Raw genomic sequence first — 14,043 nt, forward strand, 5'->3', positions numbered from 1 at the left:
TTTTAAGCAGCTCCTTCCACAGTTTCTTCTTTATTGTCAGCTAACTTTAAACCGATAACGCCGGCTACTACCATAAGAATGAAGAATAGTTTGCCTGCGCTGAAACTTCCACCGAAAAGAAATACATCCATTAAGAAAGTACCTACCGTACCAGCTCCAGCGAAAACAGCATATACAGTTCCTGTTGCAAGATGTTCACACGCTTTAGAAAGGAAGTGAAAATCAACAGCGATAACTCCTAAAATAATAATCCAATGCCACCAAGTATTAGCCGTATTAAAACCAAACACCCAAAAAATTTCAAAGATACATGTTAATATGACATATAACCAAGCTCTATTTTTCATACCTCTCACCTCTTATGACTGACTATCAGTCATTTTTATTTTAAAAAAATATACTCTTTCATCAATACTATATAAAAACAAATATCATCCTCATTTACCATTTATATTTGTTCCGTTTCCAAGTAAACTGCATCCTGTCATACAAAATGACTGAATGTCATTCATATATATATTGTACATGAACATTTTAAAAACTGTCAATGCCGAAAGTTTATTTAAAATTTCTTTCATCTGATTTGTATATTTCCTAATAATCTGTCAATAATGCTAGTAACATAATATTTTCTCCACTCCCCCTTGGAGAGATCCCTTGAATGGAGCAGTTAGCTTTTGCTAACTGCTCTTTTTTATTTATCCGCACACTATGATGAAATACTCATAGATCAAATCCATTTTTCATCACATAACAACATCTATTTATTTTCCAATGAGCTTTTGTATGTACGAATTTTATTCTCAAGCATCTTCTCTGTAACCTCTAAGTTTTCTCTTTGAATCTGAATAGATTTCCTATGATCTTCTAGGAGCTGTAAACGAGCTTCTGTTGTATGCACCCCTTCTGTATATAATCTAGCGTATTCTCTTATTTTCGCTATTGGCATTTGCGTTTGTTTTAATTTCATTACAAACTGCAACCACTTTATATGTGACTCTTCGTAAAGTCGATTTCCATTTGTATCACGATTTGCAATTAATATATTTTCCTTTTCATAATAACGTAGTGTATGTGTGCTCACGCCTAATAATTTTGCTACCTCACTAATTGTGTACATACTAAAGCTCCCTCCACATGCTTACCCTCATATATTTTATGACCGTATCAAATTTATAAAAAACATTTGACTTAGAGTATACTCTAACAAATACAATCTAACCATAAATGAATTTGAATTTAGGGGGATTTTATATGAAATACACGGTTATTACTGGTGCAAGTTCCGGAATTGGTTATGAAGCAGCTTTAGCATTTGCATCTCGCGGAAAAAATTTAGTACTTGTAGCTCGAAGACAAGAAGAATTAAACGGATTAAAATTAAAAATTAACGAAATGCATCCGGAGTTAGATGTTGTCATTCGAAGAACTGATTTATCTGTTACTGAAGATGTTTATAAACTTTATGAAAGCCTACAAGCTTTTCAAATTGAAACGTGGATTAACAACGCAGGTTTTGGTAATTTCGCCTCAATTGCTGAACAAAATTTAAATAAAATCGAAACGATGTTACATGTAAATATAGAAGCACTAACAATACTCTCTTCTCTTTTCGTTCGAGATTATTCAATGGTTGATGGAACACAGCTTATTAACGTTTCATCGGGCGGCGGATACACGATTGTTGCTGATGCTGTTACGTATTGCGCTACGAAATTCTATGTAAGTGCATTTACAGAAGGGCTGTCTCACGAACTGAAAGAACAAGGCGCAAAACTGCAAGCAAAAGTTTTAGCTCCTGCTGCAACTGAAACAGAATTTGCGAAGCGTTCATTTGATATTGATGAATTCCAATACGATAATGTTGTACCAAAATTCCACACTGCAAAACAAATGGCACAATTTATGCTCGACCTTTATGATAATGATAAAGTTGTAGGAATTGTCGACGGTTTAACGTATAACTATGAACTTAAAGATCCACTTTATAATTTTGCCGTGAGACAAAAGAACTCAAATTCTTAATAACCTGTCCATTTCTTATGGAAATATATATTCCCACTATATATGTAAATAATAGTGGGAACTTTTTCCCTATAAATTTTTCATCCAACATACCGCACCATCGCCACTTCATCACAATAATCCACCTTTGGACAATGTCTACAATCAATCCATACTTTCTCTGGCAACGCTTCTTTGTTTATAAAATCAAATCCACACTTTTGAAAAAATACTGTTTCATATGTTAAGGAAATTACTCTTCTTACATTTATTTTCGTAGCTTCCTCCATTACATGATTTACGAGCATACGCCCTATCCCTTTCCCTGCATATGTATGCGAAACTACTAACGATCGTATTTCTGCAAGATCTTCTCCTAATACATGCAATCCAGCAACTCCAACAATTCTCTTGTCTTCTTTCATAACATATAAACATTGCAAATATTGATAAAGAGACAAAAGAGAACGTGGTAAAACCACTCCCTCTTTTGCATAAACCTCAATAAGACTATAAATTTCTTTCACATCACTCGTCACCGCATTAAAGATTTTCATATTACATCCCCTTGCCCTCGATATTAATATTTATAACTTTAAATGAATTTTAATTCATAATTTTATATAATAATACAGCTCTCTTTTCTCCTCGTCAATCACTTTATGCAAACAAAAAACCAAGCAATCTAATTGATGCTCGGTTCCTCATCTCGTATCGGCAATACCGTCGAATATTTAATTTCACGAAGTGCTAAACTTGTCTGTATCCTTGTAATACCAAGCTTATTCAGCTTTCTAATAAACTGCTCCAGTTCTTTACGATCACGATTTGCAACTTTTAATAAATAATCGTACTCTCCTGTTAAACAGTGACATTCTAACACTTCCGGCATCGATTCTAATTCTTTCTCCAACACTTCCAGCTTGTCAAATTGATGAATATTTGTACTCATAAAAATAAAACATAATAAATCAAACCCAAGCTTTTCTTGATTTAAAATCGCAACTTGCTTATCGATGAACCCTTCCCCATCTAACCTTTTTATTCTTGCATGCATCGCAGCCGGTGATAAATTAACGCGACGTGCCAGCTCTGCATTACTTACTTGTGACTCCTTCTGCAATATATCTAAAATTTGTACATCCAAATCATCCAACACTTTAATAACAGACGACTCCATTACAATTCCCCCTTTTTTCTTACCGATGATTATTCGAAAAAACACCTTATACCTTACACAAAACTGAATATCATTCCTTAAATATCATTCATAACTAAATATTTTATCGAGTTTTCACCATTATACAAAAGAATATATTACACAATAAAGAAAAATGCTAAAATTATTTACAATTCGTATTGATTACAAAAAAGGGGATTTTAGCATGCCTTATTTTTACGTCTTTTTACTATTACTAACGAGCTTATTATGGGGAGGAAATTTTGTCGTTGGAAAATCACTCGTCGATCATGCATCGCCGATGACACTGACAAATTTAAGATGGATGATTGCGATTGTTTGTTTATTACCAATGGTATGGTTTAAAGAAAAGAAAATCCTTCCACCACGTACCGCAATACTTCCGTTAATATTGATGGGAATTTCAGGGGTCGCTCTTTTTAACATCTTTCAATTTTTAGCATTAGAAAAAACATCCGCTACGAATGTAGGTCTTATCTCTACTTTGAATGCAATTTCAATCGCATTATTTTCAGTATTATTTCTAAAAGAAAAAGTAAATACACTTCAAATCCTATCCATGATTCTTTCATTCTTCGGGGTTATCCTCGTCCTATTAAAAGGTGATTTCTCGCTTTTATTTTCACTACATTTTAATAGCGGTGATTTATGGATGATTGCAGCAGTTTGTATTTGGGGAATCTATTCTGTTTGCAGTAAATGGGCAACAAAAACAACTACACCACTTATGGCAACGTTGTACTCTGGTATTTTCGGCGTTATTTTATTACTACCGTTTAACATAGGTAGCTTCACTGTTTCAAATATAAATACTTCTTTCATCACATCACTTTTATATACTGGGCTTATTTCGACAGTTCTTTGTATGGTATTTTGGAATATTGGTGTACAAAAATTAGGCGCAACTACATCAGGTATTTTTCTAAACTTCAATCCAATCTTCACAGCCATTTTAGCATTCATATTCCTCGGAGAAGAATTAACGTGGATACAAATTTTAGGGACAATTGTCGTTGTAACAGGATGTTATTTATTTTCTCATTTCAAAACTGTTGCCGTTCAGCCTGTTAGACCTTTAATGCGAAAACATTCTTAATAAAAAAACATCGTCATCTAGGTTGGCGATGTTTTTATTTACTCTTCATTTCTTTTATATACTGCTTTTCCTCTTCTGGCGATAAACGTTCCGTCGCCTTGCCGGTATCTCCACCTTGAAGGCTCCATAAAAAGTTATGCTCCTCAACAGTTTGAGAAAAATCTCCTTTTTCCCATCTATTTATAATAGAAAATAACTTCATTTTATATTGAAAACCTGTACTATTTTCAATATCTCTTTTTACATTAGAAATTTCCTTTTTTGTCATCTCTACAAATCCCCATTTTTCAGAGGATTTTACCTTTTGATGCACCATTTTATGCATAGTAGAAATAATTTCACCTTCACTAATTTGCGGGGCTTCTTCTGCAGCTTTTTTCTCTTTTTCGTTTGCCGCTTGCTCGGTTTGAATATTTGTATTTTCTTTTTCCACATATGCAAGCAATTTCTTTCCGCCAACTATAGAAGAGATGATTACCATAATGGTAATACATATACCTACAATCCATTTAAAAAGCATTAGCTCTTCATCGCTTCCCTAACAATATGACTATCTACATACTGCTTAAACTTCACGATTTTTCCATTTTCAAGCTGCCATATATGAACAAATTCTGCTTCAAATGATTTTCCTGTTTCTTTATAAACTCCAGAATACATACCTTCAGCAATAATTACATCTTTTCCGTTTACTTCATGATATGTATTTACACTTGCTTTATAATCATCCCATTCTGATCCTAAACGGCTAAATACATTTTCCATTATAGCTTCTACGCCTGTATATGTTCCGCCATACGGGAAACCTTCTGCCTCTGTCCATTCCACTTTTTCAGAGAGGGCTTCTGCTAAATGCTTTGCATTCGAAGAAGCTGATCCTTCATACGTGCTTTGAATAATTTCTAAATTTGATTTAGGCATATTACTTCCTCCCGTTTATTTATTTTTACACAAGACGTAACCAATGCAGTTACATCTTGTGTAAAAAAATATTTAAATTATTTCATTCGTAATTCATCAGTTGTAATCATTATAGTTACAATAATTCTTCAAGTCAACAATTTATAAATAAAATTTACTTCGTTTTCATTACTTTCTCTTTTAAGAAACGATCTACATATCCTTCTGCTTTTACTACGAATAAATACGCACCCATTGATAATAATGCAAGATCTAATTCATATCCTGGATTCTTTCCATCTCCTAATAAACCTGCTGCTCCATTTACCTTTACGATAGCTCCAGCTAAAATAAGAGCGAATAACAATCCTACATATCGTACACCTAAACCGATAATTAATAATATACCACCAACTAATTCTACAGTTGCTACGCCGTATGCAAGGCCACCTGGTAAACCGATGCTTGTAAACCATCCTGCTACATTATCGATACCTGATTGAAATTTTGCTAAACCGTGTGCAAAGAACGTAACTCCTAACACGATACGAATAATTAAATTCCCAATATATTGATTCATTTTGAACTCTCCTTTTTGTTTTGTTATGGTGAACTTTTATTTACAAGTCAAAACAATACGGTATTTTATTTCATTCGTCAAATACTTTTTTAAAGAAAACAAAAAACATTATCCGTTTTACGGATAATGTTTTCTTACAAAATAGCGCTAATTCGAGCTTTTATTCTATCGCATAAAAAAAGTTGAAACATTTTTCCAGCGCCAATATAAGGCAGTAAAGAAACGTCCTCTTCCACAACCATTCCAACAACATTCACTTTCTCATCTACAGGTAAATCATGTGTGGCAACTTGCATCTCCCCTGCATATCTACCGTACAATTCATTATCAATTGTAATACTGCCCTTCTTTCTTACAATTGTATGCATCGGCTGTAACACCACTCTATTTCCTTCCCTTGATTCTACAGATCGAATAACATCACGAGCCGGATCTAGTCTATTTGTATGCACTTGCTCCACCACTTTTAATACTTCTTTATCAGTTATAAATGATTTGTAACGCAATGGAATAATCCCTCTACTCGCACTAGCTACTTCTTGCATGCTTTCCAAACCTGCGCTTATATCCCCAATCAACACTTTATCGACGCCACAATCTTGAACCAGTTCTAAATACGCTTCAAGCGGGCGCATATTGCGGTGTTTCTCTAACGTCGGTAAACCTTCATATAACGGACCACGTTTTTCCGCATCTCCTGGAATAAATGCCATCGTTTTTATTCCGCACTCCTGTAAATATTGATTTTGCTTTTGTAAGAAGGACCTTGCTAGTCCTGTCTCTGGACGTGGGTAAAAATTATGCCACGCTTCTACATTCTCTACTCGTATATGTTCTGTAAGTAACTCTTTCCAAAATGACTTTGTAATCGTACTCGCATTTAAAGCTACTTTCATCTTATGAGATACGCTTGCAATTTCTTTTGGCGCAATGCCGTAATCCATTCTTAAACCGGTAATGCCCCAGTCCAATAGTTCTTCCACATTTTCATATGTTAGCCCTAAATGATGTAACGATTTTGGAGAAACATCAACCATTAACTCCATTTCATGTGCAAGAGCTTGTTTCCCTAATATTTGAATTAACTCTTTATACGTATTTGGATCATCTTCTGGAATGTGCAGTGATGTAAAAATAGATGTAAACCCATTTTCCTTCGCTACTTTTAGCCACTCTTTTTGTTTCTCTACTCGTTCTTTTGAAAGATAAATGGAAACTCCGATCATATAAATCTCCCTTTCTATTAATAGAAAAAGAGAAAGGAATCCCTTTCTCTATATGTTTTCTGCCATTTCTTCTTTAAATCCGAAGAAGTACGTAAAGATAAATCCGAAAGCATATGCAATTACTAAACCTAAGAAATATAGTAAATATTTATTGTCAGCAATTAACGGAATTAAAGATAGCCCTGATACGCCAATCCCAAGAGAAGCTGTTTGCATAACTGCTTGGAATGCACCACCGACAGCTGCTCCTAAACAAGCAGTAATAAACGGTTTCCCAAGTGGTAATGTAACCCCGTATAATAGCGGCTCACCAATTCCTAAAAAGCCAACTGGCAATCCACCTTTAATTACATTTCGAAGTCGTTTGTTTTTTGTTTTCACATAAATCGCAATTGCTGCGCCCACTTGGCCAGCACCAGCCATTGCGAGTACTGGTAATAAAGGTGTTACGTGTGTTTGATTAATAAATTCCATATGAATTGGTGTTAAACCATGATGCAATCCGACCATAACGAGAGGTAAAAATGTTCCCGCAAGTACTGCGCCAGCAAATGCTCCGCCAATATTTAAAATAGTATTAATTCCGCTCGTAATACCATCTGATAAGAAACCTGCTAATGGCTGAATGGCTAACATCGTTACGATACTTACAACTAATACAGTAATGAGTGGTGTCACGATAATATCAACTGCATTTGGCACTGCTTTTCGAACTTGTCTTTCCACTACAACCATAAGCCATGCTGCAAAAATAACTGCAAACAATCCGCCCCGTCCGGGCACTAATGCTTCACCAAACAATTTTACGTTTGCCATCGCCGGGTTGAAAATTAAAATACCAGCAATTGCCCCAAGAACCGGTGTCCCGCCAAATTCTTTCGCTGTATTCCAGCCGACTAAAATTCCTAAGAATGTAAAGATACCGCCGCCAATGAGTAGTAACATTTGTAACCACGTTGCATTTGGATCAGCACCAGCATTTTTCGCAAAGTTAGCAACCCCGTTTATAATTCCTGACGCAACAAGCCCCGGAATTAATGGGATGAAAATACTTCCTATTTTTCGTAAAAAGTTTTTCACCGGTGTATTATTTTTCTTCTTAATCTCTGATTTCATCTCTTGCCCAATATCTTCAAGGTGATGATCTGCTACCTCACCAATTCGTAGTCCTGTTAAGCCTTCCATTTCAGCTGCTACTTTATTTACTGTTCCTGGACCAACGACAACTTGAAGCGTCTCATCTTCTATAACACCCATAACGCCTTCAACTTTTTTCAAAAGGTCCATATTTACTTTACTTTCATCATGAAGCGTTAAACGTAGTCTCGTCATACAATGAGCAATACTACGAATATTTTTTATTCCTCCAAGTTGCTCCGAAATTTCCTTGGCCATTCTCTCTTCTTTCTTCATAATAGAATCCCCCTCCCTATTATTTTATAGTGCTTTCTTCACAAACCCTTTTGCGCATTTTAGTTTCTCCAGTGCTTCCCCATATTCGCACTGCAACAACACCATAACAATGGCAGCTTTTACGTTACGTTCTGCCTTTTCATAATACTCTGCCGCTACTTCATAACTAGCGCCTGTTGCTTCCACAATAATTCGTTTTGACCGTTCTACTAACTTTTCATTTGTGGATTGAACATCTACCATTAAGTTTTTATATACTTTTCCTACACCAATCATCGAAGCTGTTGAAATCATATTCAGCACTAATTTTTGTGCTGTACCAGCTTTTAAACGCGTTGATCCTGTTAATATTTCTGCACCTGTCTCTACTTCCACATTTAACTTTGCATATTTACTTATTTCAGCATTTTTATTACAAGAAATACTTGCTGTACTCGCTCCTACGCTCTGTGCGTATTTCAAGCCGCCAATTACGTAAGGAGTTCTGCCACTTGCAGCAATTCCAATCACTGTATCTTTCTCATTTAATCCAATACTTTTTAAATCTTCTTCTGCTAACTCTTCGCGATCTTCGGCACCTTCCACCGCTTTAGTAAACGCTTTCAACTCACCTGCTATAAATCCTTGCACCATTTTATCATCCGTGCCAAATGTCGGCGGACATTCCACTGCATCTAGAATACCTAAACGACCACTCGTACCAGCACCAATGTAAATTAAACGTCCCTCTTCTTCAAAAGATTTAATAACAGTCTGTACAACCTTTTCAATTTGTTCTATCTCTTTTTCAACTGCTAACGCAACAGTTCGATCTTCTTCATTCATACTTTGCAACACTTCTTTTATGCTCATTTCATCCAGATTCATTGTTTTCTCATTACGATGTTCTGTCGATAAATTTTCTAACATATTTCCACCCTCTTTGAAATTATATTTCACACTTTTATTATAACTTTAAGAAACTAAAAATCAATAACCCTTTCTTATTTTATGAAATAAAATTTCACAACATGACATATTTGTGTCAAAGATAATAAAAAAGATGAGTCTCCTCATCTTTTCTTCTACTTTAACTTCCGTAACCGCAACGCTTCTTCTCGCGTCTCCATAAATTGATCCAATACTTTATTACCAATTCGGTTGAAAGTAATCACATATAAAGCATCAATCATATTCAGTTGCGTCATTCTCGACGCAATACTTGCAATACGATGATCTTGTTCTACATCTGGCATACAAAGACGAATGTCTGCTTCTTTATATAAGGGGGATGATTGATCTAGCTTCGTAATTCCAATAACAGTTGCACCTTGTCTCTTTGCATACTGCGCCATTTCAAGCACATCTCTCGTTCGACCAGATGTTGAAATCGCAACAAATATATCGCCTTCTTTTAAATTCGTCACAAGCGGCAACATCATATGAAAATCAGATAGCATCATCGCTGTAAATCCAAGCCGCGTAAATTTATAAGCCCCGTCCATTGCTGGCGTAGCTGATCCGCCTACTCCGTAAAAGATAATTTTATCCGCATTTACAATACGATCTGCAGCTTTTTCAAGTTCCTTCTTATCTATCGCAGTAACGCTCGCCTCAATTGCAGCTTTATTCACATAAGTGACTTTATTAAACAAATCGTACGGTCCATCTTCCGTATTCATCACTGAAAAATCGTTAATATTATAATCAGCAATCGTTAATTCACGAACGAGTGCTATCTTAAATGCTTTAAAACTTCCGATCCCAATCGACTTACAAAAACGAACGACACTCGCCTCACTTGCGCCTGCATTCGTTGACACTTCTTTCGTCGTTAAGTTCGGAACAATCTCTGCATTCTCCATTATGTACATGGCAACCTTCTTTTCAGCTGGTGAAAATTGATCCATATTACTTTCAATTTTAAATAGTAATGTTGAAGCTTTCACTATTTAACCTCCACTTCTTACGGTTGCGTTCACTTATTTTCTCTTGCTTCAAGAAGGTAAAAACCATCATCGCCAGGAGGATGAAACACATTTACAATGCGATTCCCTTTTTGATAAACAGTTCTTTCTCCTTCTGTCCACTTCTCTTTCCAACCGTTCATCCAAATCGCAACATCAGGTAAAAAAGCAGTATATTTCAGCTTCTGACCGTACTCACCATCTGCTTCTTCCGAAAAAATAGAAACCGGAAAATCTTTCACTTTTGATTCTTTCCATGCAGTAAATGGTATACATACTGCAATAAGTACGATTACACCGATAACCTTCTCCTTCGTAATCTTCACACTTCCCTCTCCTTGTCATATCACATACATAGATTTTACCATAATTACAAACCCTTCATGCTATATGACCATTGCTTTTTGGAATAAAAAAAGAGCTTACCTACATCAGATAAGCCCTTCCTCTCTATACAAAATATTTCTTCAAAAGTGGCGGTGTAATAATCGTCGTCAATATAACAACAATAACAATCGCTGTGAAATTTTCTTTCGCTAATAAATTCGCCGTAAGTCCATTTGCTGCGATGATAAGCGCTACTTCACCACGTGATACCATCCCCGCGCCAATACTAATAGAAGATTGGAGATTAAAACCTGTCAATCTCGCTCCTAAACCTGATCCAATTAACTTTGTGAAAATTGCAATGAGGGTCATAATAATAATGAACCAAAGCTGGCTTCCAATGCCTTGAAATGTAATTTCCATTCCGATACTTACGAAGAATACTGGAACAAATATTGCATAAGCAATCGGTTCAATTTTATGTTCCACTTCATGCTTATACTCTGTTTGAGAAATAGCAATTCCTGCTGCAAATGCTCCAATAATACCTGCAATTCCCATCATTTCACTGTAATAAGAAAAAGAAAAGCAAATAATAAGAGCCGCGCTAATTAACGCTTCTGTTACACGAAGCGGGACAAGCATTTTCATAATCCAAGGAACGACTTTCCAAGCAATAAAAACAATACTTACAAAGAAAATAATTTTCTTTGCAATGACAAGTGTTATATTCACATCTTGTGTTCCTAAAAAACTCATTACAAATGCCAATAAAATAACGACAATGACATCATCAAATACGGCAGCACCTAAAATTGTTGTACTTTCTCTCGTATTCATTTTTCCTAGATCACGTAGCGTCTGCACCGTAATACTAACCGATGTTGCGCAAAGTAATAACCCTAAAAAAATGGCATGGGACTGTATTAATCCAAACAGTAACCCTGTTACATAACCACCGATGAAAGGAAAAATAATTCCACCAGCCGCTACTGCAAATGACGATTTCAAATTCCGATTTAACTCTTCTAAATCTGTTTCAAGTCCCGCCATAAACATAAGTAGCAAAACACCAATCTCACTCAGTTCATCAATCAGTTCAGAACTATTAATAATACCGAGTACAGCCGGACCGATAATAATACCAACAATTAACTTACCAAGTACAGAAGGCTGACCAAGTCTCACACTAATGTCACCAGCTAATTTCGTACAAAGTAAAATGACGACAAGTTCAAAATAAAATAACATAGCATCTGCTCCTACTTTAACTTTAATCAGTGGGTCGTTAACCCCCGTCCATTTCTGCAAGTAGTTTCCCCTATTGATCCGAATTTTATTTTTCATATTTTTATTTGACAAAATATTCTGAATTATATTAAGATTAATCCAGCAATTTTAAAAAACTACATACCATAACTGTACCTCCATTTCCTTACATACTCTTTTTTAACGGGCTCATACTATAGTCGCAGTTATGGAAATGAAAAAACGGGGGGAGAGTCCACAGTGAAGTCATTATTACGAAAAAAAGCGCTTAGTACTGAATCACCAAAGCAGCTAGATAGAACATTAACTGCACTCGATTTAACGTTTTTAGGGATCGGCGCCGTAATTGGGACAGGGATTTTTGTATTAACAGGTATTGTTGCAGCAAAACATTCTGGTCCTGGTATTATGCTATCATTTCTTATTGCTGCATTTACTTGTGCTTGTGTAGCCTTTTGTTATGCTGAATTTGCTTCTTCTATTCCTGTCTCAGGAAGTGTGTATACTTACGCATACATGACAGTCGGAGAAGTCGTCGCCTTCATCGTCGGATGGTGTTTAATGCTCGAATATTTACTTGCCATTGCAGCAGTAGCTGTCGGTTGGTCTGGTTATTTGCAATCATTACTACAAGGGTTCAATATACACCTGCCCGCCATAATCGCCTCGGCCCCCGGCGTAGGAAAAGGTGGTCTCATCGATTTACCAGCTGTCTGCATTTTACTTCTTATTACTGGCCTTTTAAGTTTTGGTATACGTGAAAGTGCACGCATTAATAATATTATGGTTCTTATTAAACTAGCTGTTATCATTGCCTTTATCGTAGCAGGTGCAAAATATGTAAAACCTGAAAATTGGACACCGTTCATCCCATTCGGATACGACGGTATTATTACTGGGGCTGCCACTGTGTTCTTCGCCTTTTTAGGTTTTGATGCAATCGCAACCGCTGCAGAAGAAACGAAAAAACCGCAGCGTGACTTACCAATTGGTATTATCGGTTCTCTTCTTATTTGTACTGTTTTATATATGATTGTATCTTTCGTTTTAACAGGTATGGTTCCTTATACGCAATTAGACGTCTCTGATCCAGTTGCATTTGCATTGCATTTCGTTGGTGAGGATACAATTGCAGGACTACTCGCTGTCGGAGCGATGACTGGAATGACAACCGTTCTCTTAGTCGTTATGTATGGACAAGTTCGCGTTTCGTATGCAATGAGCCGTGACGGTCTACTTCCAAAAGCGTTAGCACGTGTAAATAAAAGAGTAAAAATCCCTTTATTAAATACGTGGATTACTGGCGTTGTTGCTGCTTTATTAGCAGGACTTTTAGATTTACATTTGCTAGCGAATTTAGTAAACATCGGCACATTAACAGCCTTTACATTCGTTTGCTGCGCAGTACTTATTTTACGAAAAACACATCCTGATTTAAAACGTGGATTCCGTACACCTTTCGTACCTGTATTACCAGTTGTCGCTATTCTTTGCTGCTTATATTTAATGATCAATTTGTCTAAAACAACATGGATTAGCTTTGCAGTTTGGCTTATAGTCGGCTTATGCTTCTATTTCTTCTACTCTAGGAAACATAGTCATTTAGCTACCGAAAAAACGAATGATGAAAAGAAAAAAGCATAACAAAATAGCTCGCCGTTTTAGCGGCGAGCTATTTTTCTGTACTATTATATTTTTTCGTTAACGACTGTAAAATGAAAAATATGCCGATGCAAGCTGTAAACCATGCCCAATTTCCTATTGGCGTTGCGTATTTAATAATTCCAATACCTACAAGTAATAGGAAAATAATCACCTGATATATGAGCTTCCACTTTTGCATATATTCCCTCCTTTACTTCGTTCCCTTCTTTTTATTCTTCCAGGCATTCAAACTATCAAAGAAAAAGTTAATAAATAACGTTCCTAGTCCTGCTAATAAGAAAGTCATTAAAAATAAAACCCAAATACTTTTCTCTTTTAAGAAATAATATCCTACAAGGAGCACAACCGCAATCCATACATATTCAAGAATTCTTTTTAGCTTTTTCTGTTCCAAATTATTCGCTCCTTCATTCTAT

The 14,043-nt window shown here is 35.8% G+C and carries 18 protein-coding genes; 3 read left to right on the forward strand and 15 right to left on the reverse strand.

Going from position 1 to position 14,043, the window contains the following annotated elements:
- Positions 1-2: 2 nt before the first annotated feature.
- Together BUA87_RS13190 and BUA87_RS13195 are read right to left on the reverse strand one after the other, a co-directional pair.
- Complete coding sequence (locus BUA87_RS13190; RefSeq protein WP_000796020.1) at positions 3-347, reverse strand: DMT family transporter; 345 nt, start codon at positions 345-347, stop codon at positions 3-5.
- A gap of 413 nt (positions 348-760) precedes the next feature.
- A complete protein-coding gene (locus tag BUA87_RS13195; RefSeq protein WP_000288074.1) occupies positions 761-1,120 on the reverse strand; it encodes a MerR family transcriptional regulator in 360 nt (119 codons plus the stop codon).
- Positions 1,121-1,254: 134 nt separating this feature from the next.
- On the opposite strand from BUA87_RS13195, the gene BUA87_RS13200 reads away from it, so the two are divergent.
- Entirely contained in the window at positions 1,255-2,025 is a 771-nt protein-coding gene (locus BUA87_RS13200) for an SDR family NAD(P)-dependent oxidoreductase (RefSeq protein ID WP_000878082.1), read from the forward strand.
- Positions 2,026-2,105: 80 nt separating this feature from the next.
- Here BUA87_RS13200 and BUA87_RS13205 read toward each other — a convergent pair whose 3' ends face one another.
- The gene (locus BUA87_RS13205) at positions 2,106-2,561 is read right to left on the reverse strand and encodes an N-acetyltransferase (protein ID WP_072939894.1); all 456 of its coding nucleotides are present in this window, start codon (positions 2,559-2,561) and stop codon (positions 2,106-2,108) included.
- Positions 2,562-2,689: 128 nt separating this feature from the next.
- A complete protein-coding gene (locus BUA87_RS13210; protein ID WP_000446096.1) occupies positions 2,690-3,184 on the reverse strand; it encodes an Lrp/AsnC family transcriptional regulator in 495 nt (164 codons plus the stop codon).
- Between the two features lie 205 nt (positions 3,185-3,389).
- On the opposite strand from BUA87_RS13210, the gene BUA87_RS13215 reads away from it, so the two are divergent.
- On the forward strand, positions 3,390-4,301 hold the full coding sequence (locus BUA87_RS13215) for a DMT family transporter (RefSeq protein WP_001146242.1): 912 nt from the start codon (positions 3,390-3,392) through the stop codon (positions 4,299-4,301).
- A gap of 34 nt (positions 4,302-4,335) precedes the next feature.
- Here the strand turns inward: BUA87_RS13215 and BUA87_RS13220 are convergent, their stop codons facing one another.
- The 9 genes from BUA87_RS13220 to BUA87_RS13260 form a co-directional block, all read right to left on the reverse strand.
- Positions 4,336-4,821 (reverse strand): PRK06770 family protein, encoded by a 486-nt coding sequence (locus BUA87_RS13220; RefSeq protein WP_072939896.1) that lies wholly within the window; start codon positions 4,819-4,821, stop codon positions 4,336-4,338.
- Complete coding sequence (locus BUA87_RS13225) at positions 4,821-5,222, reverse strand: nuclear transport factor 2 family protein (protein WP_001126708.1); 402 nt, start codon at positions 5,220-5,222, stop codon at positions 4,821-4,823. The genes BUA87_RS13220 and BUA87_RS13225 overlap by 1 nt, the downstream gene beginning before the upstream one ends.
- Positions 5,223-5,376: 154 nt before the next feature.
- Positions 5,377-5,781, reverse strand: coding sequence for a DoxX family protein (locus tag BUA87_RS13230; protein ID WP_001077751.1), 405 nt, complete (start codon positions 5,779-5,781; stop codon positions 5,377-5,379).
- Positions 5,782-5,915: 134 nt separating this feature from the next.
- The gene (locus BUA87_RS13235) at positions 5,916-7,007 is read right to left on the reverse strand and encodes a DUF871 domain-containing protein (protein WP_072939899.1); all 1,092 of its coding nucleotides are present in this window, start codon (positions 7,005-7,007) and stop codon (positions 5,916-5,918) included.
- A 48-nt stretch (positions 7,008-7,055) separates the two neighbouring features.
- Positions 7,056-8,420, reverse strand: a complete 1,365-nt coding sequence (locus tag BUA87_RS13240) for a PTS transporter subunit EIIC (RefSeq protein WP_072939902.1) — start codon at positions 8,418-8,420, stop codon at positions 7,056-7,058.
- Between the two features lie 24 nt (positions 8,421-8,444).
- Positions 8,445-9,329: an N-acetylmuramic acid 6-phosphate etherase gene (gene murQ, locus BUA87_RS13245; protein ID WP_072939905.1), complete on the reverse strand. Its 885-nt coding sequence runs from the start codon at positions 9,327-9,329 to the stop codon at positions 8,445-8,447.
- Positions 9,330-9,484: 155 nt separating this feature from the next.
- Positions 9,485-10,348 (reverse strand): MurR/RpiR family transcriptional regulator, encoded by an 864-nt coding sequence (locus BUA87_RS13250; protein WP_000648167.1) that lies wholly within the window; start codon positions 10,346-10,348, stop codon positions 9,485-9,487.
- A 29-nt stretch (positions 10,349-10,377) separates the two neighbouring features.
- On the reverse strand, positions 10,378-10,692 hold the full coding sequence (locus tag BUA87_RS13255; protein ID WP_000704960.1) for a hypothetical protein: 315 nt from the start codon (positions 10,690-10,692) through the stop codon (positions 10,378-10,380).
- A gap of 124 nt (positions 10,693-10,816) precedes the next feature.
- The gene (locus BUA87_RS13260) at positions 10,817-12,004 is read right to left on the reverse strand and encodes a cation:proton antiporter (RefSeq protein WP_001174882.1); all 1,188 of its coding nucleotides are present in this window, start codon (positions 12,002-12,004) and stop codon (positions 10,817-10,819) included.
- Between the two features lie 198 nt (positions 12,005-12,202).
- On the opposite strand from BUA87_RS13260, the gene BUA87_RS13265 reads away from it, so the two are divergent.
- Positions 12,203-13,606 (forward strand): branched-chain amino acid transporter BcaP, encoded by a 1,404-nt coding sequence (locus BUA87_RS13265; protein WP_072939909.1) that lies wholly within the window; start codon positions 12,203-12,205, stop codon positions 13,604-13,606.
- A gap of 28 nt (positions 13,607-13,634) precedes the next feature.
- On the opposite strand, the gene BUA87_RS31360 is transcribed toward BUA87_RS13265, so the two are convergent.
- Positions 13,635-13,805: a hypothetical protein gene (locus BUA87_RS31360; RefSeq protein WP_001174835.1), complete on the reverse strand. Its 171-nt coding sequence runs from the start codon at positions 13,803-13,805 to the stop codon at positions 13,635-13,637.
- Between the two features lie 12 nt (positions 13,806-13,817).
- A complete protein-coding gene (locus BUA87_RS13270; RefSeq protein ID WP_000435797.1) occupies positions 13,818-14,021 on the reverse strand; it encodes a hypothetical protein in 204 nt (67 codons plus the stop codon).
- Positions 14,022-14,043: the final 22 nt, after the last annotated feature.

This window comes from Bacillus sp. bc15 (assembly GCF_900142585.1).
In the GTDB taxonomy this organism is placed as follows: Bacteria; Bacillota; Bacilli; order Bacillales; family Bacillaceae_G; genus Bacillus_A; species Bacillus_A cereus.